The 23313-nt window shown below is 54.4% G+C and carries 21 protein-coding genes and 1 pseudogene; 9 read left to right on the top strand and 13 right to left on the bottom strand.

All coding sequences use genetic code 11. From position 1 onward, the window contains the following. Nucleotides 1-46: 46 nt before the first annotated feature. The 8 genes and pseudogenes from INP77_RS14340 to INP77_RS14305 form a co-directional block, all read right to left on the bottom strand. Nucleotides 47-384: pseudogene (locus tag INP77_RS14340) on the bottom strand (tRNA-binding protein). 22 nt (nucleotides 385-406) lie between these two features. Beyond that, the gene (locus tag INP77_RS14335) at nucleotides 407-1528 is read right to left on the bottom strand and encodes a Fic family protein (protein ID WP_194749756.1); all 1122 of its coding nucleotides are present in this window, start codon (nucleotides 1526-1528) and stop codon (nucleotides 407-409) included. Between the two features lie 125 nt (nucleotides 1529-1653). Then, complete coding sequence (locus INP77_RS14330; protein WP_194749755.1) at nucleotides 1654-2208, bottom strand: isochorismatase family protein; 555 nt, start codon at nucleotides 2206-2208, stop codon at nucleotides 1654-1656. A gap of 4 nt (nucleotides 2209-2212) precedes the next feature. Next, nucleotides 2213-3529, bottom strand: coding sequence for a TolC family outer membrane protein (locus INP77_RS14325; protein ID WP_228518960.1), 1317 nt, complete (start codon nucleotides 3527-3529; stop codon nucleotides 2213-2215). Between the two features lie 53 nt (nucleotides 3530-3582). Continuing rightward, nucleotides 3583-4239 carry a protein-L-isoaspartate O-methyltransferase gene (locus tag INP77_RS14320; RefSeq protein ID WP_194749753.1) on the bottom strand — a complete coding sequence of 219 codons (657 nt, stop codon included), beginning with the start codon at nucleotides 4237-4239 and terminating at the stop codon, nucleotides 3583-3585. A 184-nt stretch (nucleotides 4240-4423) separates the two neighbouring features. Then, nucleotides 4424-7624: an efflux RND transporter permease subunit gene (locus tag INP77_RS14315; RefSeq protein WP_194749752.1), complete on the bottom strand. Its 3201-nt coding sequence runs from the start codon at nucleotides 7622-7624 to the stop codon at nucleotides 4424-4426. Beyond that, a complete protein-coding gene (locus INP77_RS14310; RefSeq protein WP_194749751.1) occupies nucleotides 7624-8709 on the bottom strand; it encodes an efflux RND transporter periplasmic adaptor subunit in 1086 nt (361 codons plus the stop codon). Before INP77_RS14310 ends, INP77_RS14315 begins: the two co-directional genes overlap by 1 nt. After that, a complete protein-coding gene (locus INP77_RS14305; RefSeq protein ID WP_194749750.1) occupies nucleotides 8702-9340 on the bottom strand; it encodes a TetR/AcrR family transcriptional regulator in 639 nt (212 codons plus the stop codon). The genes INP77_RS14310 and INP77_RS14305 overlap by 8 nt, the downstream gene beginning before the upstream one ends. A 228-nt stretch (nucleotides 9341-9568) precedes the next feature. On the opposite strand from INP77_RS14305, the gene INP77_RS14300 reads away from it, so the two are divergent. Then, nucleotides 9569-9973 (top strand): DoxX family protein, encoded by a 405-nt coding sequence (locus INP77_RS14300; RefSeq protein WP_194749749.1) that lies wholly within the window; start codon nucleotides 9569-9571, stop codon nucleotides 9971-9973. On the opposite strand, the gene INP77_RS14295 is transcribed toward INP77_RS14300, so the two are convergent. Beyond that, entirely contained in the window at nucleotides 9957-10862 is a 906-nt protein-coding gene (locus tag INP77_RS14295; RefSeq protein WP_194749748.1) for a LysR family transcriptional regulator, read from the bottom strand. The genes INP77_RS14300 and INP77_RS14295 overlap by 17 nt on opposite strands. 162 nt (nucleotides 10863-11024) lie before the next feature. On the opposite strand from INP77_RS14295, the gene INP77_RS14290 reads away from it, so the two are divergent. Both INP77_RS14290 and INP77_RS14285 read left to right on the top strand, forming a co-directional pair. Beyond that, nucleotides 11025-11414, top strand: coding sequence for a DoxX family protein (locus INP77_RS14290; RefSeq protein ID WP_194749747.1), 390 nt, complete (start codon nucleotides 11025-11027; stop codon nucleotides 11412-11414). An 18-nt stretch (nucleotides 11415-11432) separates the two neighbouring features. Then, complete coding sequence (locus INP77_RS14285; protein WP_194749746.1) at nucleotides 11433-12233, top strand: dioxygenase; 801 nt, start codon at nucleotides 11433-11435, stop codon at nucleotides 12231-12233. A gap of 10 nt (nucleotides 12234-12243) precedes the next feature. Here the strand turns inward: INP77_RS14285 and INP77_RS14280 are convergent, their stop codons facing one another. Next, entirely contained in the window at nucleotides 12244-13617 is a 1374-nt protein-coding gene (locus INP77_RS14280) for a sigma-54 dependent transcriptional regulator (RefSeq protein WP_194749745.1), read from the bottom strand. A 2-nt stretch (nucleotides 13618-13619) separates the two neighbouring features. Beyond that, nucleotides 13620-15302, bottom strand: a complete 1683-nt coding sequence (locus INP77_RS14275; RefSeq protein ID WP_228518959.1) for a HAMP domain-containing sensor histidine kinase — start codon at nucleotides 15300-15302, stop codon at nucleotides 13620-13622. 38 nt (nucleotides 15303-15340) lie between these two features. On the opposite strand from INP77_RS14275, the gene INP77_RS14270 reads away from it, so the two are divergent. Further along, nucleotides 15341-16381: a hypothetical protein gene (locus tag INP77_RS14270; protein WP_194749744.1), complete on the top strand. Its 1041-nt coding sequence runs from the start codon at nucleotides 15341-15343 to the stop codon at nucleotides 16379-16381. After that, on the top strand, nucleotides 16381-16890 hold the full coding sequence (locus tag INP77_RS14265) for a hypothetical protein (protein WP_228518958.1): 510 nt from the start codon (nucleotides 16381-16383) through the stop codon (nucleotides 16888-16890). Before INP77_RS14270 ends, INP77_RS14265 begins: the two co-directional genes overlap by 1 nt. Here INP77_RS14265 and INP77_RS14260 read toward each other — a convergent pair. Both INP77_RS14260 and INP77_RS14255 read right to left on the bottom strand, forming a co-directional pair. After that, nucleotides 16887-18578: a phosphoethanolamine transferase gene (locus tag INP77_RS14260; protein ID WP_194749743.1), complete on the bottom strand. Its 1692-nt coding sequence runs from the start codon at nucleotides 18576-18578 to the stop codon at nucleotides 16887-16889. The two genes, INP77_RS14265 and INP77_RS14260, sit on opposite strands and share 4 nt — an antisense overlap. Continuing rightward, nucleotides 18575-19288 (bottom strand): phosphatase PAP2 family protein, encoded by a 714-nt coding sequence (locus tag INP77_RS14255; RefSeq protein WP_194749742.1) that lies wholly within the window; start codon nucleotides 19286-19288, stop codon nucleotides 18575-18577. The genes INP77_RS14260 and INP77_RS14255 overlap by 4 nt, the downstream gene beginning before the upstream one ends. A 366-nt stretch (nucleotides 19289-19654) precedes the next feature. Here INP77_RS14255 and INP77_RS14250 point away from each other — a divergent pair, with 366 nt between their 5' ends. Genes INP77_RS14250 through INP77_RS14235 form a run of 4 tightly spaced genes read left to right on the top strand, consistent with a single transcriptional unit; the run spans nucleotide 19655 to nucleotide 23301 of the window. Further along, the gene (locus tag INP77_RS14250; protein ID WP_194749741.1) at nucleotides 19655-20296 is read left to right on the top strand and encodes a thermostable hemolysin; all 642 of its coding nucleotides are present in this window, start codon (nucleotides 19655-19657) and stop codon (nucleotides 20294-20296) included. A gap of 9 nt (nucleotides 20297-20305) precedes the next feature. Next, nucleotides 20306-21802, top strand: coding sequence for an AMP-binding protein (locus INP77_RS14245; protein ID WP_194749740.1), 1497 nt, complete (start codon nucleotides 20306-20308; stop codon nucleotides 21800-21802). After that, nucleotides 21799-22497, top strand: a complete 699-nt coding sequence (locus INP77_RS14240) for a TenA family transcriptional regulator (RefSeq protein WP_194749739.1) — start codon at nucleotides 21799-21801, stop codon at nucleotides 22495-22497. Before INP77_RS14245 ends, INP77_RS14240 begins: the two co-directional genes overlap by 4 nt. 12 nt (nucleotides 22498-22509) lie before the next feature. Then, the gene (locus tag INP77_RS14235) at nucleotides 22510-23301 is read left to right on the top strand and encodes an SDR family oxidoreductase (protein ID WP_194749738.1); all 792 of its coding nucleotides are present in this window, start codon (nucleotides 22510-22512) and stop codon (nucleotides 23299-23301) included. Nucleotides 23302-23313: the final 12 nt, after the last annotated feature.

Below are 23313 nucleotides of genomic sequence, written 5' to 3'. Positions count from 1 at the left end.
TGCTAAGGAATACTGGGATCAGTGTATATTAATTAGTTGTAAATATTTATAGCAGTTTTGTCCCCAGCGGAACCTCATGTTCAGGCACACATAAAGTCACTCTTCCTTCTGCATCATGAAAACCCGTCACCAGACACTCAGACATCAATGGCCCAATCTGTTTGGGCGGAAATTCACCACGGCGACTACGAGTTTGCCAACTAGGCTTTCCGGCGTGTAGTGCGCTGTAATCTGGGCGCTGGATTTACGCATGCCGATCTCGGGGCCAAAGTCGATTTGTAGTTTGTAGGCTGGCTTGCGCGCTTCTGCAAATACCTCCGCAGAAATCACGCGGCCAACGCGTAACTCAACCTTGGTGAAGTCATTCCATTCGATTTGATTCATTAATAACCTCGTTTGCAAATGCTTATTCCCAGGTCAACACATAGTGCGCTGCCCGTTTAGATTCACCCGCTTTGGCCAGCACCCCTATGGAAACCAGTTCGGTAATGTCGCGTAAAGCGGTGTCAGTTGAACATTTGGTCAAAGTTGCCCATTTGCCAGTGGTGAGGTGGCCTTCAAAATTGTGCATGAGCTTATCAAGCATTTTGATTTGCCGCTCATTCAGCGCGCCGTTGGGACTGCGTTGGCTGACTTGTGTTAAATAGACGACACCTTTGAGGTCTTGATTGGCCTGTTGTATAGCACGAAGCAGGCAGCTTAAAAACCAGTGCAGCCAGTTTGTAATGTCCATGGTGCCTTTTTGTGCCATTTCCAGTTGCAAATAATAGTCTTCGCGCTCCAGTTGTATCTGCGTGGATAAACTATAAAAACGTTGCGTTGATTGGTCGGCTTTTGCCAAAGCCATATCGCCTATGGCACGGGCAATGCGGCCATTGCCATCTTCAAATGGATGCAAACTGACAAACCAAAGATGTGCCAGTCCTGCTTTAAGCAATGGATCTGTGTCTGGTGATTGGTTAAACCAGTCTAAAAACAACTGCATTTCGTCAGCGATGATTTTCGCAGGTGGCGCTTCATAATGTACGGTTTCGTGCCCTATACCGCCGGAGACCACCTGCATGGGGCCGTCTGCGTCGGTTCTATAGGCTGCGGTTGTAATTTTATGCATACCGCTATAACCGTTAGGAAAGAGTGCGGCATGCCAGCCAAACAGGCGTGCATGCGTCAGTGGTTGCACGTGATTTTGCGTGGCATCTAGTATCATTTCCACGACACCATCGACTTGTCTAGTCGATGGCAGCAGGCCACCAATATTCAGCCCTAGTTTTCTTGCAAGGGATGATCTCACCACTTCGTTGCTCAGATGTTCGCCTTCGATTTCGCTTGATTTAACCACGTCGTTGGTGAGCGTACGCAAACTGGTTTCTTCGGCGAGTGTAAATCCCAAGGTTTGGATGGCACCCAGTAACTTGCCGCGCGCCAGGTTGGCCTCCGATAACAGCGGCATCAGGGTTGCAGACACAAATGTCCAGTGCGGCCAGTCTGCCGATTGCCAGAGATATTTTTGATGATCACCGCTAGTCATGCGGTGATCATGACATGGGGTGGAGCGAGCGTCAATAATTACCGCATATTTTGCGGTAATTAAGGGCGATGATTACCGCACGAGGGAGTTTTTGCCAATCAATAAAACATGAGTGCGGTGATGTCTTACCGAATCAGTGCCGAGACTGCCTTGAACTGCGCATGCGTCGCGCCTTGCATGGGCTCAAACAGCATGGATTCTGTATTGGTGATGATGCAACCGGCATTACGCATTCTCTCGATGCCATTGTTGCGGTTGGCCTCATTTCGTGAGATGACGGCGTCTTCCACGATAAACACTTGTTTGCCTGCGGCCAGTGCATCTAGGGCGGTTTGTTGCACGCAAATATGGGTCTCCAGGCCGAACAGCACGACTTGCGGGGCGACGCTTACAGAGGATTCCTGAAAGCTGGACTCGTGCCAGGCGGAGAAGGCGAGTTTTGCGGTGCGCGGGGTGTAGTCGGGCAAGAGGGTTTGCAGCGCGGGCAGGGTTGCGCCGAGTTTTTCCGGGTATTGTTCAGTCACCCAGAGCGGGATATTCAGGAGCTGGGCGCCTTGAATCAGGCGCTGAATGTTTTTGATGACGGCGGCCATGGGCTCAGGTTGCATCGCGTCACAGAGCCGGGTTTGTATATCAATCAGCATCCAAACGGCATCTGTGGTGGCAATGACTGGCTTCATGGGCTTATCTCTTGGCTAGTTGTTGGTCGATGTCTTGCAGGTCGGCTTCGGAGACGATGCCGCTGGCGGTTTTGAGGCGAATGATATTCACCAGGTAGTTATAGCGGGCCTGCAATAAATCACGGTTGGCGCTGTAATATTGCTGCTGGGCGTTGAGTACATCTACGCTGGTGCGTATGCCGACTTCGTAACCGAGCTTGGTGGAGTCGAGCTGGCTTTGGCTGCTTTTGAGCGCTTGCTCAAGCGCTTTGACCTGCGCGATGCTGGTGTTCAGGTTGAGGTAGGCACGTTGGGTTTCCAGAGTGGTCTGGCGCATGACGTTTTGTAAGTCATCGAGAGCTTTTTGCCGATTGTAGGCGGCCTGGCGCACGCGTGAATTCACGGCCCCACCTTGATAGAGCGGCACAGAGACTTCCACGCCTATACTGGCACTTTTCAGATCGGCACCAAACCCGTACTGGCCGCCATTGGCGTAGCTGTCCTGATAGTTGGCGACGGCATCTACGGTGGGGTAATGCCCGGCGCGCGCGATTTCAATATCTTTTTCATTCACCTGTACCGTTTCTTGCTGAATCTGGATATTCAGGTTGCTGGCATGGGCGACCGCTTGCCATTCTTGCATGGGCTTGAGGCTGGGGCTGATCTGGATATCTTCGCGCACACTGGCCAGGCGTTCTGGCAATTTGCCAGTGATCGCCTGCAGGCTGCGTTTGGCAATATCAATGTCATTGAGTGCGGCCAGCTCTTGCGCCACGATCAGGTCATAGCGCGCTTGCGCTTCATTGACGTCGGTAATGGTGGTGGTGCCCACCTCAAAATTGGCCTTGGCCTGTTGCAACTGGCGCTGAATGGCTTCTTTTTGCGCGGTGATCAGCATGTTGCGGTCTTGCGCCAGCAGCACCTCAAAATAGGCCTGCGTGGTGCGTAACATGAGGTTTTGTTGTGCCAGGTGATATTGCTTGTCAGCGATGCTCACCTGCACCTTGCTTTGGTCTATGCGCTCCAGGGCCTCTTTGCGGAAAAGCGGTTGTCTGGCTTGTAGCTGTGCCTGATAAGCTTCGTAGTTGTTGCGCCCGCCGGGGAAGGGCGCCTGGCTACCGACGATTTTTAAATCGGTGCGGTTGGCATTCGCGCCCGCCGTGAAATTCACTGAAGGACGGTAGCCAGCTTTGGCCTGTTCTATCACTTCTTGCGCAGCCTGATTGGCACTGCCCGCCGAGGCCAGCACCGGATCACTGGCGAGGGCTTCCTGATACACGTCTACCAGGCTTTGCGCGGCAGCACTGGCGTGTGCCGACCACCACAGGCTGGCAATCAGCATCACTACTCTCAAATAGACAGGGCTAGGCATAGATATTAAACAGACATGAGGTGTTAAAAAGTAAAGGCCAGAGCCTGTGGTGCGTTTTGCATTTCAGTCAGGCTGGTTTCAAACAGTACATCTTGTTTGAAGCTGTGCTCGGCCAGACGTTGTACCAGCGTCGCCTGCATGACCGGGGCTTTGCCCAGCACGATGAGCATACGGCCACCAATGCTCAACTGGTATCGCACGCCTTCGGGCTCCACCGGGCTGGAGGCGGTAAACACGATGGCGTCATAAGGGGCTTTGGCTTCATAGCCATTGTGACCATCGGCCTCAATCAGCTGTACATTCTGGATGCCTTGTTTGGCCAGATTTTTCGCGGTCAGCGCGCACAGTTCGGGGAAGATCTCCAGCGCCGTGACTTGGGCACAGTGTTGCGCCATCAGTGCGGCCAGATGGCCGCTGCCAGCGCCGACCAGTAGCACTTTGTCTTTGGCTTGCAGTTGCAGCGCTTGCAAAAAACGCCCTTCGATTTTTGGGCTCAGCATGTGCTGACCCATGTCCAGCGGGATTTCAATATCGGCAAACGCCAGGCCACGGTAGGCGTCTGGCACAAACGCTTCACGCGGCGTGTTGCTCAGCGTGGCCAATACTTGCGGGTCCAGCACCTCCCAGGTGCGGATTTGTTGCTCAATCATGTTAAAACGTGCGGTTGCCTGGTCTGTCATTTTTGAATCCCACTATCCGGTTAAAGAGAAAAAACATTATAGGGCACTTCTATTCATTCAACTTTCGTTGCGATACTGCGTTGCGCATAAAAAATTGCACCTTACCTATTCAATCTATGCGGCGTCGAAATTTTTTAATCGCGCCTTGTCTGGCTGAGCCATTTGCATGCATAGCAGCGTCCTATCATTGATTGCGCCATGATTGCATGGTTCTGTCGGTCAAACGGGCCCAGAACGCGTATAGTGCCGGCACAAACAAAATGGTCAGCAAGGTGGCGGCGGCCAGCCCGCCCATAATCGCGACTGCCATCGGCCCGAAGAACACGCTACGCGTCAGCGGAATCATGGCCAGAATGGCTGCAGCGGCCGTGAGTACAATCGGCCGGAAGCGGCGCACGGTCGATTGCACTACCGCTTGCTCGAGCGAGGCGCCCTCGGCAATGTCCTGATTGATCTGGTCGACCAGAATGACCGAGTTACGCATGATCATGCCGGAGAGCGCAATGCTGCCCAGCATGGCGACAAAGCCAAACGGCATATTAAAAATCAGCAGGGCAAAGCTAATGCCTATCATGCCCAAGGGCGCGGTCAATACCACCAGAAAGACATTAGCCAAGCTGCGCAGTTGCAGCATCAGCAACGTGAATACAGCGGCTAAAAACAGCGGGACGCCTTTGACCACCGAGCTGGCGCCTTTGGCGGACTCTTCAATCGCGCCACCGGTTTCTACGGTGACGCCTGCCGGCAAGTGCTGCAAAATCGGTGCAATGGCTTGTTGCACCTGGCCGGAGACCACCGGCGCCTGCATTTTGCCGCGCAAATGCGCACGCACCGTGAGCGAAGGCACGCGGTTGCGACGCCAGATCACGCCTTCTTCAAAGCCATATTCAATGGTGGCCACTTGCGCCAGCGGCACGCGCTCGCCATTCTGGCTTAATACCGTTAATTGGCCGATTTGCGACAGTTGCGCATGCTCATCGACCGGACTACGCATGACCAGGTCTATGCGCTCATTCGCCTCCCTGAACTCGCTGACCACCTGTTCGTAATACTGCGTGTTGAGTAACTGCGCGATGTCTGGCGAATGGATGCCGAGCAGGCGCGCCTTGTGCTGGTCCACCTCAATGTGGATCACTTTGCTCGGTTCTTCCCAGCCCAATTGCACATTGATCAGGTGCGGGTTGGCGCGCATCGCGTCTGCAATCTGGTGCGCCACCTCACGGATCGCTTTCAGGTTTTTGCCGTCGACGCGGAACTGCACCGGAAAGCCGACCGGCGGCCCATTTTCCAGCCGCAATACCGAGGCGCGGAGTTGTGGAAAATCGTGTTGAAACAAGTTCAGCAGATCTGTGCGCAAGGCTTCACGCTGTTGCAGGTCTTTAGTCAAAATCACCAGTTGGGCAAAGGCGCGGTGTGGCAATTGCACGTCTAGCGGCAAGTAGTAGCGGGGTGCACCTGAGCCAAGGTAGGACACGACATTCTCCACCTTGCCATGTTTTGCTTGCCAATCGTTGAGCCAGCGCTCGAGTTTGGTCACGGCCGCTTCGGTGGACTGGTCGCTGGCATTCTCGGCCAGACGCAAATCGACCACAATTTCGAGGCGGGTCGAGTCGGGGAAAAACTGTTGCTGTACTTTGCCAAAACTCAGCATGGCAACCACAAACAAGGCGATGGTTGCCAGAATCACCAGGCCCTTGTGCTGGACACACCAGCTGACCGTACCTTGCAGGCGCTGGTAAAACGGCGTGGCATACAGTGTCTCTTCATTGTGAGCGCTCGCTTCTTGATCATCGCTTTTAAAGCCTAATTTATACTTGAGCCGGCGCCAGAGTGAAGGTTGGGCATGTGCGGCGGCATCTGGCAGCAAGTGATAGCCTAAAAAGGGCACGACAATCACCGCGGCAATCCAGGATAGACTCAGTGCAATGGCCGAGACCTGGAAGATGGAGCGGGTATATTCGCCGGTTGAGGAGACAGCGGTGGCAATCGGCAGAAAGCCTGCCACTGTAACCAGCGTGCCGGTCAGCATGGGCATGGCGGTAGAGGTGAAGGCAAACGAAGCGGCTTGCATACGCTCCCAGCCTTGTTCCATTTTGGCCGCCATCATTTCGACCGCAATAATCGCATCATCGACCAGCAAGCCTAGCGCTAAAATCAGAGCGCCCAGCGAAATTTTGTGCAGGCCAATCTGAAACCAGTCCATGAGCAGAAATGTCCCGGCCAGCACAATCGGGATGGCGACGGCGACCACAATGCCGGTCCGCCAGCCCAGGGAGAGCAGGCTCACCGCCAGCACAATCAGCAAGGCTTCAATGAGGGAGCGGACAAAATCATGCACCGAGTGTTGCACGATCTCGGGCTGCGAGGTGACCAGATGCAATTGCACGCCGACCGGTAATTGTGTTTGCACGCTGCGTATGGTGCTTTGCATGGCCTTGCCCAAGGCAATGACGTCCCCGCCGGCCTGCATGCTGACCCCGATCAGCAAGGTGGGCGTGCCGTTGAAGTGAATGCGCTCTGCCGGCGGATTGGCATAGCCGCGTTTAATGGTGGCAATCTCGCCCAGCCTCAGGTTCTGATTCCCTGCCCGAATCGGAAACTGGCGTAAATTCTCCAGTGTTTGCAAGCGACCACTGACATCCAGGCGGATTCTTTCCGGGCCTGCATCAAAGGTCCCAGCACCAACGACACTGTTTTGCTGTTGCAGGATTTGCACCAGTTGTGCCGGCGTGATGCCCAGGGAAGTGAGTTTTTGATTGGAAATTTCGATGATGATTTTTTGTGGTTGCTCACCAAACAAATCAACTTTTTCCACATCGGGTAGTTTGAGCAGACGCGCTCTTACCCATTCGGCTTGTCTTTTCAGTTGTTGCGGGTTGAGGCCGTCGGCGGTGATGGCATACATGCTGCCATAGACGTCGCTGAACTCATCGTTAAAGGTCAGGCTTTGCAGGTCGCGTGGAAAGGTGTGGCGGATGTCGCCAATTTTTTTGCGTACCTGATACCAGAGCTCGGGGATTTTTTCGGAGAAGGTATTATCGCGAATGACAATAAACACCACCGACTCACCCGGGCGTGAATAGCTGCTGGTGTAATCGATGGAGGGGATTTCTTGCAGTTTTTCTTCAATTTTATCTGTGATCTGCTGCTCAACCTCTTGCGCAGAGGCGCCCGGCCAGCTGGCGCGCACCAGCATGACTTTAAAGGTAAAGGGCGGGTCTTCAGATTGCCCGAGGTGGGTATAGGCAAAGCTGCCGGCGAGCAAGGTCAGCAAAATGAAATACAGCACCAGGGCCTGGTTTTTGAGGGCCCAGGTCGAGAGGTTGAAGCGCTGCGACAGCGAGGGGCCGGTGGCTTTATGCGCTGGTGTGGTGTGTTCGCTCATTAGCGCAATACCTCCGGGCCAGGGGTGACGGCCTGCACGCGCATGCCCTCTGTCAGGGTATGCACGCCGATGGTGGCAATGGTCTCGTTGGCTTGCAAGCCTGAGGTGATTTCTACGCCCGCTTCAGTGACGTTGCCGGTGGTCACTGCGCGCCGATGCGCCTGCTGTTGCGCATCGATCACCCAGACGCTGGGGTGGTCGGCAAATTGGGTGACCGCCGTGCTCGGGACCAAGATAGTTTGTCTGGCTGCACCTGATAAAAAGCGCACGTCTGCGGTCATGCCCAGTTTGATTTTGGCATCGGCATCCAGCAACTGGATGCGCAGATCGAAGGCGTGGGTCTGGCTATTGGCTGCTGGCGCAATTTCGCGAATACGGCCCTGATAGGCGTGGGGCAGGCCCTGCAGCGTTACGCTGGCCTGATCACCGGGGTGCAGGGTATCAATCACGGTTTCGGGGACGGCAATCTGGATTTCCAGCGTTTGCAAGTCGTAAATCCGGGCAATGGTTTGTCCGGCGGCCACCACTTGTCCCGGCTCGGCCTGTATCATGCCGATGGCACCGCTACGGTCTGCCAGTAGTTGGGTGTAGCCTGTTTGATGCTGGCTGACTACGGCTTGCGATTTGGCCTGCTCTAGCCGCGCTGCACTGGTTTTCACTTGTGTCTCGTAGCTGTCCAGGGCCGATTTTGAAATGAATTGCTGGCGGTAAAGTTGCTGGCGTCTGGCCAGCTCAGTTTGCGCCAGCGCCAGGTTGGCCTGTGCGGTTTGCACTTCGGCGCTGGCAGATTGGGCATTCAAACGGGTATCGCTTGGATCCAGTTGCGCAATGAGTTGCCCTTTTTTAACCAGCTCACCGACATTGACGGCACGCGTAATGATTTTGCCGCTAATTCTGAAGCCAATATTCGACTCATAGCGCGACTTCACTTCGCCGGTGTAGCGGGCGGTGGTTGCGACTGCGCTGTCTGCGATGGTCATCACCCACACCGGGCGCGGCGCAGCTGGCGCCTCTGTCTCAGGTTGGCAGCCGCTCAATACGGTCATGAGGGCCAGGCTGTATAAATAAAGGCGAGCGTTATTCATGGGTAGGGGCTTTCAAAAAACCATTCGTCCACATCTGTACCATGGCCTGCATGCGCGATTCTAGAGGCCGCCAGTTGACCCAGGTGTCATGGCACATATTGATTTGTAAGGCGCAGAGACCATGCATGGCGGACCATACCGTCTGCGCAATCAGCACAGGGTCAGTCAGTGTCGGCCGGAAGATGCCTGCCTGCCAGGCGCTGGTCACCACTTCAATCAGCTGCGCGTAAGCATCCTGCTCCGGGTTGTGACGCTCGATGCTGGACAGTTCCGGTGCCAAAGGCGGATGAGGCGTCATGAACATCATGCGGTAGTGATTGGGATACTTCAGTGCAAACTCGATGTAGTGTTGGCCAAATTGCAAAAATCGCTGCAAGGGGTCGCTGATTTCAAAGGTGCTTTTGAGTGCCTGCGCCAGTTTGAGGAAGTCGGCATCGACCACCGCCCGGATCAGGGCTTCTTTGTCACTGAAATACAGATAGAGGCTGGTGGCGGTATAGCCTACCCGTTGGGCGACCGCGCGCATGGTGACCGCTTCTATCCCCTGGTGAATAAACAGTTCGCGCGCAGCATCCATGATCAGCATCCTGATCGCTTGCTTCTCGACTTCTGTCTTAACCTTGGGGGGCATGGCTGACCACTGAAATTAAATGTAACAATGTTAAGTTAACACTGTAATTATTTAATGTCAATGGGTGCTGGTAATTCTGTGCTGAATGGTGCAGAGTAACAAATGTGATACACCGGTATTCGGTTTTGAGCTGAGTCGCGGGTTAAGATTGCCGCAATGCACTGGCCGGTGGAATCATGGGGGCGGGCGACGCTTGCGCAATCCAAATAATGACAAGGAGCGATCAAGATGAATGTACGGCAACGTTGGATCAGTTTGTTGGGGCGTGTGTTGTTATCGTTGGTGTTTATTGTGAGTGGCGTGGGCAAGGTGCTGGATCCTGCGGGCACGCTGGCCTATATCGAAAGTGCGCATTTGCCGATGCCGCAGCTGGCTTATGCAGTAGCGCTGGTGGTTGAGCTTGGCTTGGGTCTTGCCTTGCTGCTGGGGTTTCGTGCACAGCTGGCTGCGGCTGGCATTGCGCTGTTTACCTTTGTCACTGCGCTGGTGTTTCACAGCAATATGGCCGACCCGCTGCAAGTCATTATGTTTCTTAAAAACATGACCATCGTCGGTGGTTTGCTGATTGTGATCGCATTTGGTCCAGGCGGCTACAGTGTGGATGGCGGTAAGCGCATTATGTTGCCGCAGTGACCGCTGTTCCCACAGGGGGTGCTTGCAGCCATTGACGCAAATACTCAATCAAGGCCAGCGTGTTGGCTGAGACCTGTTTGTGATAAGGATACATGGCGTAAATACCCCCCTGCGGCCGCCGGTAGTCGGCCAGCACTTCTACCAGGCGACCTGCTTGCAGGTCGGCTGCCACATAAAACGCGGGCAGCCCGGTGATCCCGAGCCCGGCCAGGGCAGCATCACGCAAGACTTCGCCGTGGTTGGACTTGAGCCTGGGCTGGATGGGAATGCGGTGGATCTGGTCATGCTCGACAAACTGCCACTCGCTGGCGCGATGGGTGAGGCAAATATGCTTGGCCAGCGCCTGCGGGGTCGACGGAATGCCATGCTGTGCAATATACGCCGGGCTGCAGCAATAGCACATCGCGGCGTCTTCCAGCTTGCGTGCCACCATGCCTTCCTCTGGCTGGTCAGTCACGCGTATCACCATATCATAGCCTTCGCTGACCATATCCACATGCCGGTTATCGGCATCCAGCCAGATTTCCAGTTGCGGGTGTTGCTGCATGAATGCGGTTAAAGCAGGCGCCAGGCGCAAGCTGGCGTAAGACAGGGGCACGGAAATTTTCAGCAGGCCGCGCAGATCGCCTGAGCGGTTACTGACCTCCAGCTCCGCTTCATGCAGTGCTTGCAGAATTGTTTGCGCCCGCTGAAAAAACACTTTGCCGGTTTCGGTGGCAGACAGTTTGCGGGTGGTGCGTTGCAGCAGTCGCATGCCCAATCTCGCTTCCAGCGCAATAATGCGCCGGCTCACCAGCTGTTTGGAAATCCCCAGCGATTGCGCCGCGGTGGTGAAATTGCCATGCTTCACCACTTCGACAAAGAAATGCAAATCTTCAAAAGAGGTCATCTATTGTCAACTTTAATGAGACAGTTTTACGCATTATAGGGTAATTATCATTTTTATGGCGCGGGCATACAATGCGTTTTGTCAGTGAGCCGGATGAACCCGACTTTTTTAATCAGATGCGTGCTGGCAGATTCCCCTGCTCACGCTTTTAGGAGCCTACCCATGAATGTTTTGCAATCCGCCGCCAGTGTGACCGGCCGTATTTTGTTGTCACATATTTTTATCATCAGTGGCTTGAGCAAAGCTGCTAATCCCGCTGGAACCATCGGCTATATTCAAAGTGTCGGCGCGCCTATGCCTGAAGTGGCTTATGCGATTGCCTTGTTTGTCGAACTGGTACTGGGCATCGCCTTGCTGGTTGGCTATCAAACCCGTCTGGCCTCAGCGGGGATTGCCGTATTTACCGTGGCAACCGCGTTCATGTTTCACAACAATATGGCAGACCAAATCCAGCAGATCATGTTTTTGAAAAATCTGACCATCGTCGGTGGCTTGTTGATGGTTGTTGCATTCGGGCCAGGGGCGTTGAGTGTTGATCATCGTCGCCGCTAGGTTGCAGCCAAAGCTGATATGAGTACTTTGTTTGTTTCGCATGGCGCGCCATCGCTGGCGTTAGCGCCGGGCCTGACCGGGCAAATGCTGGCCGCGCTTGCTGCCAGTTTGCCCCGGCCTGAGGCGATCCTGGTGGTGTCTGCGCATTGGGATACGCGTGTGCCAACTGTGAGCCTGGCTAGCCAGCCAGAGACCATGCATGACTTTGCGGGCTTTCCCCCGGCCATGTATACACAAACCTATCCGGCACCTGGCGCGCCTTGGTTGGCGGAGCAAGTGCTCGCTTTGCTGCAGGCGCATGATTTACCTGTACAAGCGCATCCTGACCGGGGGCTGGATCACGGCGCCTGGGTGCCTTTGATGCTCATGTATCCGCAAGCCGATATTCCGGTGACGCAGCTTTCAATCCAGAGTCGCAGCTCGCCTGCTGCCCAGTTTGCGCTGGGTCAGGCCTTGCAAGCGCTGCATGCGCAAAATATCCTGATCCTCGCCTCCGGCGCCATCACGCATAATTTGTCGGATTTTTTTAGCGCAGATCGCAATGCACTGCCGTTGACTTATGTAGATGCATTTGCCGACTGGATGGCGGCACGCATCGCGCAACAGCAATGGGACTCGCTGTGCAATTACCGCAATGAATGTGCCTGGGCACGGCAAGCGCATGCCACCGAAGATCATTTGATGCCGCTATTCGTCGCCGCAGGCAGTGTGTCAGGCACGGCACTTGGAACGGTGTTTGGCGCCGCGCAACGCTACACGCCCGAAACCACCTATGGCATTCTGGCCATGGATGCCTACTTGTGGACCGCTCAGGGTTGAGGATGGCCGATTAACGCAGGCCGTACTGGTTCAGTTTGTTCCACAGTGAGCGCTCGCTAATCTCTAACTGCTTGGCGGCTTTGGTTTTGTTGCCCTGGCAGGCTTCAAGTGCCTTGAGAATTAAGCGGCGTTCAATGGCTTCCGTGGCACGCGGAATCGAGAGGTCATTTTCTACCGGTGTCGCGGACGTGTCTAGATTGGCGGTGGACGAAGCCGGGCCAAGGCCGGGCGATTGCGCAATGTCCGCCGGTAAGTGCTGGGGCTGGATGGTTTGGCTGCCTGCCAGAATCGCGGCGCGCTCCAGAATATTTTCCAGCTCACGGACATTGCCCGGCCAGCGATATTGATGCAAACACAGGCGTGCGCTTTCGCTGAGTTGGCCGTGGCGTTTAGCCAGAAAATACGCTGCCAGCAAGCCGACATCTTCCCCCCGCTCGCGCAATGGCGGCACTTGCAGTTGAATCACGTTGAGCCGGTAATACAAATCCTCGCGCAGTTTGCCTTCTTTGACGGCTTGCATGGGGTCGCGGTTGGTCGCCGCCACCACGCGCACATCAAGCGCGATTTGGCGGTTGCCGCCCAGTTTTTCCACCACATTCTCCTGCAATACGCGCAGCAGTTTCGACTGCAGTTGAATCGGCATTTCGGTGATCTCATCCAGAAACAGCGTGCCGCCATTGGCCAGCTCAAACTTGCCAACGCGCTCTTTCACCGCCCCGGTAAATGCGCCTTTTTCATGACCAAATAACTCTGACTCAAGAATGTCTGCCGGGATCGCTGCGCAGTTCACTGCAACAAACAATTCGGTTTTTCTGGGCGAAGCATCATGCAGGGCTTTAGCGACCAGTTCTTTGCCGGTACCGGTTTCACCGACAATAAACACGGTGGCTCTTTCCGGCGCCACTTGCTGGATCATTTGTTTGAGCGACTGCATGGGCACGCTATCGCCGATGAGGCCGGTGACCGTGGGTTGTCTGCTCTCCTTGAAAAACGAGTTTTCCAGTTGAATCCGGTTGATTGCCAGTGCCTTCTGAATCGCGATTTCCAATGTTTCGAGCTCAAACGGACGCAAAATATAATCACTGGCGCCCAGCTTCATGGCTTCGACGGCGGTTTTGATTTCGCCCTGGGCGGTGACCATGATGAATGGCAGGTGCTCAAACTGCTTGCGCAAGGCCTCAAGCAACTGCAAGCCGCTCATGCCCGGCATATGCAGGTCGCTCACGACCAAGTCAATCTGCTGTTGCTGGACAAGCTCGAGCGCTTCGCGGCCGTTGCCTGCCGAAAGCGCTTTGTAGCCGGCTTGCCGCAAGCTGATTTCGAGCAGCCTGCGCATATGGGGTTCATCGTCAACGGCTAAAATGGTGTGTTGTGGACTGGACATAATCAGGGGTTTGCGAGTGGCAAGGTCAGGTTAAACTGCGCCCCATGCCAGGGGCTGGTTGAGTATTGGATTGTACCACCGTGGGTCTCCATGATTTGTTTGACCACCGCCAGGCCCAGCCCGACGCCGCCCGCGCGTTGCGTAAAAAAGGCTTCAAACAGATGGGCTTGTTGTGCAGGGGGCACTCCGGGCCCATCATCTGCCACCGAAATATGGGCATGTGTCGCATCTGACCATAAGCTGAGGGCGATGCTGCCCCCCTTGGGCAGAATCTGGATGGCGTTCATGAGCAGGTTGAGCAGGACCTGCGTCATCTGGTCCTGGTCCGCCTCCACCACCACGGCCGCTGAGGCAGAGAGCGACAGGGTCAATTGTTTGGATTGTGCCTGCGCCTGCAGCAGGGCGATCACATGCTGCAAATGTGCTTGCAGGTCGAGCGGGATTTTACTGGGTGCGCGCGGACGGGCCGAGTCTATGAGCGTGCTGACCAGTTTGTTCAGGCGCTCGGTTTCAGAAATAATGAAGCCCAGCACTTCTCGGCCATCTTCTGAAAGATTCGGTTCGCGTAACAAGACATCGGCGGACGAACGCATGATACCCAAGGGGGTGCGGACTTCATGGCTCATGGCCGCTGCCATTTCACCGACCACCGCCAGCTTGGCCGCGCGTGTCAGTTGCTGCTCCGAGGCGGCGAGCTCTGCCACCATGTCGGTAAACGCCTGGTGCAAGGACTGCACCTCGACCGGCCCGCTGGATACCGGTGCAATGGCGTCGAGTTGGCGAAAGCGTTGTACATAACGGGTCAAAGCTTCCAGCGGTCGGCTGATGTTTTGCGCGATCGGGCGCACCAGCAGGATGGAGCAGACCAGCGTCACGCCCAGCACCACAATAAAAATCATGCCCAGCCTATGCACAGGCGCGACGGCTTCATCGTGATCTTTATTCAGATGTACCTGCCAGCCCTGTAACGGCAGACGGCTGATCAGCGGTGCCTGTGCATGCAGGCTATGCTGTTGATCGGACCAGTGGCTGGATTGAGCCAACAGGTTTAATTTTTGATCAAACAAGGCCAGCTCGGTGCTGTGTTGGGCTGCGTGGTCGAGCAGATTTTCAATCACGCGCCAGTTAAAGGTGACGACCAGGGTGCCAAGCGGTTGCAGGGTATTCTGCGACAGGATAGGGGCAGAAATCATGAGCTGCTGATGGTCCAGCCGGTAAAGCGTGATTACCTGGTCATCATCCTGGAACCGCATCCACTCAGGCGGAATTGCCAGGGGCTGGCCAATATGTGCGGGCTCACTGGAAGCCGCGACATGCCCTTTGAGGTTAATGACATCCAGACTGAGGTATTGCTCGGCGTAGCTTTTACGCGTCTCGGCCAAAAACATCGACAAGCGTTTATCAATGTCTTCTATGAGCAAGTCTTGCATGATGCCAAGCTGGCTCCAGCTGCGGACGTTCTGTACACGCTCGTTCAACACCCGGTCGACGTGCTCGGCAACCGCTTTACCGGTGGTTTGCAGGTCGTGCTTGATTTCTACGCGTAGCGCCTGCCTTGCCTGGTAAAAACTGATCAGGCTAACCATGAGTGCCGGCAACAGGCCCGCCAGCAAAAATACAATTAAAAGCATTTTGCGGATGGTGAGTGGCGTTTGCAAGCGCGGCAGATGTGAGAAAATACGCATCAAATGGTTTTAGCCGGGACGATCATCATGGGTCAGATATGTTAAACAGCTTTAGTCGGGTTGTGCTCAGTATTCGAGTCATGCTCAGTGTAATCAGCCTGAGTATGCTATGCAAGCCGGTGGCCGCCGAAGACCTGGATGCATTCTGGAATGCGTTTCATGTGGGGGGCTACACCAGTGCTGACATTCGCGTCCCTCGCACGCAATCCACCCAGTTTACGCTGAATCAAATCAGTATGATCACCACTTGGGACCAAGGGGGCCGCGTCAAGTTTTTTAGCGAGCTGGAGCTGGAAGACCCGCTTTCTTACGACCATCATCAGGGTGTCAATACCAAAAAAAGCTACGTTGACCTCGAGCGTTTTTATTTTGATTACAACCTAAATGACAAAGCCAATGTCAGGCTGGGACGTTTTCTAACCCCTGCCGGACGCTGGAACCAACTGCATGCGCCGCCGCTGGTATGGACCGCCAGCCGGCCCTTGGTCACGCGCCGCATGTTCCCTTATGGTATCAACGGTGCCATGTTGTTTGGCAGTTTGCCGGTCAAGCAAGTGGATCTTGAGTATCAGGTATATGCAGAAGCCCTCAAGGATCAGCATCAGGATGGCGACGAAATCATCTTTCGCGACGTCATGGGAGCCCGCGTCGCCTTCAACAATATTTTAGGCCTGACCGGCGCCAATGCTGGTTTAAATACTTTGGGCCTCAATGTGATGAGCTATCAGAAAAACTATGCGGGCTCACCCACGTATCATGTCTTTGGCCTGGATTTTTTGCTTGAACTCAACCGCTGGGAGTTTAGCGGTGAAGTGTATGAGCGCAGAACCACGGCGGGCGATGACGGTGGCAGCGGCGGCTACGTGCAGAGTGCCTATGCGCTAGGTCAGGAGTGGTACTGGATCACCCGCCTGGAAACGCTGCATGAAGTGGAAAGCAAAAATGCAGACCGCTGGGTATTAGGCATGACCAAGCGCGTCAAACCCAACCAGTTGCTCAAGTTTGAGTTTATTGGGGGCAGCGGGGAGTACAGCGATGTGCCGCGCGGGTTTGTAACCTCTTTTGCGGTGATGTTTTAATGTTGTTACAGCAAAGACATCATCGCCTGCGTAGACTCGTCAGTCTGCTGAGCATGCTGATGCTCATGGCGGCAAGCGTACAGGCGGCAGACGACAACCGGCCTATTGCCGTGATTGTGCCTGCACAAGCAGGGCTGGCCCCCAGCATCCATGCCGATGAGCTGGGCCTGATTTTCTGGCGCAAGAAACTGTATGCCGAGCATGGGCAGGCGCTGCATCCTGTCAATCTGCACAGTGAGCACCCACTGCGGCTCAAGTTTTCACAATGGGTATTGCATAGTACGCCGCGCTCACAAATCAACTACTGGAACGGGCTCTACTTCCACGGGGTGCAGCCGCCATACACGGTGCAATCCGAAGAAGCGATGATTCGTTACGTGGCTGAAACCGATGGCGCCGTCGGCTATATTGATGCCTGCCATGTGGATGAGCGTGTCAAACCCGTGTTGTGGCTGTCCTCCGGTAAAGTGAGCGCCGATGCGCCCACGATCAGGTGTGATACGAATTAGTTTGCCGGGATGGCAGCCTGCCCCGGTTGTGGGATCAGGTGCTTTCTTTGCTCCTCGATCAATTCACGGTTTTGTGCCAACCAGCTAAATTCGGCATGACACACTTCTGATTTCAGCTCGTAGGCGGTGAGCAGTGTGCAGAACACATCGTCGTGGCTGAGCGGATAGTTTTCATAAGGGGTCACTTGCGATAGCTGATAGTCAAAATGCTGCCCCAGCCACAAAATGGCCGGCACATGTGTTTGCTGCTGTGGCGCAATCATGTAGGGCGCCGCATGCAGGTAAATCCCGTGTTCGCCTAATGACTCGCCATGGTCAGAGACATAGAGCATTGCTGTTTCACGCTGGTCGTCGTATTTTTTCAGAAACTGAATTACTTCAGATAAGAAATAATCGGTGTATAAAATGGCATTGTCGTAAGAGTTGTCAATTTCTTCTTGTGTACATTCCGACAGGCGACCGGTTTTACACACGGGCGTAAATCGTTTGAATTCATCGGGATAGCGGCGGTAATATTCCGGCCCATGATTGCCCATCTGATGCAGCACGATCAGAATATCCTTGTCTTTATTTTTTGCGACAAATTTGTCCAGGCCGCTCAGCATGCCGATGTCACGGCACTCGTTATCATTGCAGACCGGATTGTGTATCGGTGATTTGAAATCCTCATACGGTACGCGCAACGCCACCCCTTTTGAATCCGAGTTATTGTCACGCCAAAGTACGCTTACGCCATGCGCTTGCAGGACGTCAAGTGCATTTTCCATATGCAAGGCTTTCTCCTCGTCATATTGCTTGCGCGTCAGCAAAGAAAACATACACGGTACGGAAACCGCGGTGGACGTCCCGCAAGAGGTCACCTGCTTAAAGCTCAGTACGGTTTCCTTGCTCAGTCTGGGATTGGTCAGCCTATGGTAGCCGTTCAATGAAAAGCGATCGAATCTGGCGGTTTCACCGACCACCATAATAATCAGTTCATGGTGACGCGGCTCCCCTACATTGACCGCATCTACCGCGGTTTTCTGCAAGCCGGTAATACTGCGGGTAAACACTTTTTTCGAGGCCCACTTCACCAGCGAGTAATGAAAGAAGGTGGGGTTGGCATACATGCGTACCAGTTTGTGTTCGCGGATAAAGGTCGCGTAATCTGCACTACAGGGGATCACTACCAGGACCATGCCCAACATCAACAGGCCGATCTGTTTGAGGCGAATGCTAAGCGCATCCCGCACAAAAAAACGGGCAGGCACGGCTTTGATCAATACCAGTGCCGGTATCACACCCAGCAACAGCATTTTGATGAAAAAGCCCCACGATAACAGTCCCATGACTTCACGTGCATCTGTTTTGACGGCGTTGTCCAGCATGACATGGTCAATAATCACGCCGAATTCATCCATATAAAACGCGGCCCAGGCGGCAGACAATACAATCACCGCCAACACCCAGCGGGCAGATTTGCCATGGCTCAACAGCATGAGCCACCAGGTAATGCTAAACGTGAAAAACAGGCTCAAGCTGATAATAAAGCCTGCATTTTCTGCATTCCAGGGGTAGAGATTCAGGATGTGGCTAAACAGCGCATGGTTGCTGGTCAGCATCAACCACAGGCTGACGGCCCAAATCAGGCAGATTTGGGGGGTAAACAGTACGTACAAAGCACGCTTGAGGTTTGCAAATAGTTTCATTCAATACGACTCTTGGTATAAGTAAGGACCAGCAATAGCCAACTGCACATCAGCCAAAGCGATGTGAGGGTATGCGATAAAAAGTGGGCACCTCTGACTTGTTGCGCCCAACCCAGCATTAAGCCGACGGCCAGGCCAGACAGCGCCACCAGCAGAGCTTTACGCGGGGCGTGCGGCAGCCACAACAAACAGAGCGCCGACAGCCAGACGCCACTGGTGGTATGTCCGGCTGGAAAGCAGTGTCCCTCTTCAATCCCGGCATGGCTGCTGAATGTAGGCGCCCACTGTAGCTCGCCGCCATAACGCACAACATCCCAGGGGCAAGCATGCGGCATTTGATGTTTGAGGCCAGAGACCAGCAGCGCATTGAGCAAGGCCAAAAAAAGAATCCAGCGTAATTTATAGCGCATGGAGGCTGTCAGCCGCTTGCCGACCCAGCGTTCCGGCACGCTGCTGATCAACAACAGGGTGAGCCAGAGCAAGGTCAGCAGATGCTTGGCATATTCATGCATGATGGTTTCGTAAAAAAAAGCATGCTTTTGGCTAAAGGCCTGTTGAGCAAAGTCAAAGTGCTGGTCGGCCAGATAGAGATCTATGCTTGTGCCATTGGCCAGCCAGACAATCACCATGGCGGAGAGCAGCCACGCTTTCCACAGCATGGCCAAGGTCGGTTCAGGTAACCAGGGTTGCGTTATTGTTTGAGTATTCATCGCTTAGTGTGTATGCCTGTTTTTATCCATCTTCGCACGATGGGCTGGACGTGCGTCTCTTGTTTTCAAAAACGTGGACATGAAATGCAAACCGTGTGCCACATTCCCGTACACGTCGTTAATACTAAGGTAAACGACTGATTTGCATTGGGAAAACACTGTATCCTTGACAGGGCTGCGCCAGCTCATAGACGATCAGCCTCTGCAAAATGTGCAGAAGCTGAATACACAGCCTTTAAAAGGCTGCAAAATATGCAGGGATTTGTGGGGTGGCTTTTGATTAAGATGATGATTTATAAGTATAAATTGATCTGGCATAAGGATTGCAAATGAAAGCCCAAGAGCATTCTTTGCGAGACGGTTGACATGTTACATTCAGAACCAAACACAGCATTTTATCACGCGGCCTCTGCCTATGAGCTGAGAGACTTTGCCCAGGCCAAGCGTTATCAGGTCAATGAAATTACCGGACACCTGGTCGAGCAGGGGGCCCCCTGCCGTCAGGAGGTGGAGGCCTTTATTGCTGCGGTGTTTAAACAGATGTATGGTGCAGAAGTCAGCCAGTTTATGCCGCAATTGGTGGCCTTGCGGGATGCCAGTGGTGTGCTGATGGCCGCCTTTGGTTTGCATCATGCCGCCCATGGCCGTCTGTTTCTCGAGCAGTATATTGATGAGCCGATTGAGCAGTTGATGTCGCGCCAGCTTGGCCGCGACATTGCACGTGAGGAAATCACCTATTTTGGTAACCTGGCGGTGGCCAATCCGCGTAATGCCGGCGTGCTGATTGCGCATGTGATTCAACATAGCCTGAGTATGAATTTACCTTGGGGCGTTGCGACCGCACATCACAGTTTGCAAAATGGCCTGATCAAGGGTGGGCGAGACTTATATCCATTAGCGGCGGCGAATCCTGATCGTCTGGACGCGCAAGAACGTGCAAAATGGGGCAGCTACTACAAACATATCCCGCAAATTGTGGCGATTCGCGGTGTGGCTGATCCTTTATAAGCCCCGATCATGATACTGAACGAAATTCAAGCGCAGGCGGCTCAAGTTCCCGGGCAGATTGCCTTACAGGGCGCACAGACGCAACTGAGCTATGCTGCCCTTGCCAAAGAAATCACGCGCGTGTCTTCGGCGTTGATGACGTTGACACCGCAAGCCAGTGTCGCCTTGGCGCTTGATAATAGCCCGGCCTGGATCGTGCTGGATCTGGCGATACTGGCGGCGGGCTGGACCAATGTACCGGTGGCCGCCTTTTTCTCTGCGACGCAAAAGCAGCATGCCATTCTGGATGCAGGCGTCAGCCTAGTGTTGACCGATGCGCCCGCAGTCTGGCTAGGCCTGTTCCCCGAGGCTGCGCTAGTTGCTGAATGGCAGGTGGCCGACAAGATGGTCACGCTGCTTCGCGTGCAGGCGCATGACAGGGCGGCGCCTGTGGCCAAAATTACTTATACCTCTGGCACGACCGGCGCGCCCAAAGGCGTGTGCCTGAGCGAAGACCACATGTGGCAAGTTGCCAGTTCGATTCGCACACAGGTCAAACCAGGCCACGATGACTGCCATTTTTGCGTGTTGCCACTGGCCACCTTGTTGGAAAATGTCGCCGGCGTTTATGCCAGCCTGATCTCTGGCACCACCGTCGTGGTCTACAGCTGCGAGGCCGTTGGCTTTAGCGGTAGCCAGTTTGATATCTTCAAGCTCTACCGTGGCCTGCAAGCCAGCCAGGCCACCACGGCCATTTTGATTCCAGAGTTGTTGCGTGCGCTGGTGGCTTGCCTGCAAGCCGGTCAGTCGGCCCTGGCTCAGTTGCGCTTTGTCGCAGTGGGGGGCGCCAAGGTGGCGCCAGCGCTGCTGTTACAGGCACATGCACTGGGGTTGCCGGTATACGAAGGCTATGGCTTGTCCGAATGTGCATCGGTGGTCACACTGAATACCCCACTGGCCAATCAGCCCGGCAGTATTGGTCAGCCCTTGCCGCACGTGCAATTGCGCGTGGATAGCCACGGCGAGTTGTGGGTCAAAGGAGCCATTTACGCTGGGTATATGGCGGCAGATGGGACGATCACTGAACCAGCGCTTGATGTGGACGGTTACTTGCCGACCGGCGATTTGGCCTGCCAGGATGCCGAAGGTCACTGGATCCTGTCTGGCCGCAAAAAAAATCTGTTTATTACTTCATTCGGGCGCAACGTGTCGCCAGAGTGGGTCGAAACGACATTGATTCAGCAGGCCGGATTGTTACAGGCTTGTGTGTTTGGAGAAGCGAGGCCGTATAACGTGGCGGTGGTGGTGCTTGCACCACAGGCAAGTCAGGCGCAAGTGGCGCAAGGCATTGCACGGGCGAATCAGGGCTTGCCTGATTATGCGCAAGTGGGCGATGTGATATATGCCAAGCAGCCCTTTACCCCACAAAACGGACAACTGACGGCCAATGGCCGGTTAAAACGCGATGTGATTGCTGCCGCGTATGCCGCAGAAATCAACGCCCTTTATGAAGGAATTTCCGCATGAGTTTTTATCAGCAATTATTGAGCGCCACTGAGCAGGAACGCAACGCCTTAATGACTTTGCCCTTGATCCAACAAGGCGCACAGGGCAACATCACCCTGGAAACCTATCGTGCTTTTCTGACGCAAGCCTATCATCACGTCAAGCACACCACGCCGTTACTGATGGCCTGCGGCGGCCGGTTGAGTGGCGAGTATGAATGGTTGCGGACCGCGATTGGTGAATATATCGAGGAAGAAATGGGGCATCAGGAATGGGTGCTGAATGATATTGAAGCCTGCGGTGGCGACAAGGAGTCGGTGCGTCACAGTGCAACCGAGCAAGATGCCGCTTGCCATGCAACCGAGGTGATGGTGGCTTATGCCTACGACATGATACACCGCGTCAATCCACTGGGCTTTTTTGGCATGGTGTTAGTGCTTGAAGGCACCAGCACAGCGGTGGCCACCCAGGCCGGCGAAAAAATCATGCAGGCCCTGCAGTTGCCCAAAAAAGCCTTTAGCTACCTGTTTTCGCATGGGTCGCTGGATATTAGCCATGTCACTTTCTACGAAAGTCTCATGAATCAAGTGACCAACGTAGAAGACCAGCAAGCGATCATTCATGCGGCCAAACGGTTTTACCGCTTGTATGGCGAGATCTTTAAACATGTCGCGGCACAAGCGGCAATCAATCACACGCTGCACCAGGCAGCTTAGGAGTCATCAGTCATGGAGTTGCGTAATTTACATGTGGTATTGACCGGTGCAACCGGCGGCCTCGGTTCCGTGCTGGCGCTTGCGTTGAGTGCCAGAGGGGCCGTCGTCGGCCTCGTTGGCCGAGATCCGGCCAAGTTGCATGCCTTGCAAAAAAGAATCACCAGCCAGGGCGGCAAGGCGCATATTATGGTTGCCGATCTGGCGCAGCCGAATATGGCCAGTCAACTGCTCACGCAGTCTTTGCGCGAGATGGGGCATGTCGATTTGCTGATGAACAATGCTGGCATCATCGAGTTCACCGAGTTTGCCAAGCAGGCCGAAGTGAACATTGACAACATGATTCATACCAATGTCACGGCGACCTTGGTATTAAGCCGTGAATTTGTCAGCTATTTTAGCCAGCGCGGCCGCGGGCATCTGGCATTTGTCGGCTCTATTTTTGGTTCGCTGGGGTTTCCGCATTTTGCCACCTACTGCGCCAGCAAATTTGCCATCCATGGCTTTAGTCAGGCCTTGCGACGCGAACTCATTGATAGCAACATCGGGGTCACCTATATCGCCCCACGCGCTATCGCCACGCCTATGAATGACGACCGCACCAATGCCATGTGGCAAGCGTCCGGCCAAGCCATTGATGAACCGCAATTTGTTGCGGATAAAATTATCCAGGCGCTGCTCAAAGACCAGCAAGAGCTGTATATCGGGCAACCGCAAAGCTTCTTTGCCTGGCTCAATGGTGTTGCGCCCAGGCTGGTGAATCTGGGCTTGAAGCAACAAGCGAGGCTGGCAAAGCGGTTTTTGTAGCCTGATACATGG

It is taken from the genome of Methylophilus sp. 13 (assembly GCF_015354335.1).
Lineage (GTDB): Bacteria > Pseudomonadota > Gammaproteobacteria > Burkholderiales > Methylophilaceae > Methylophilus > Methylophilus glucosoxydans.
This window is presented reverse-complemented; position numbering and strand designations above follow the sequence as displayed.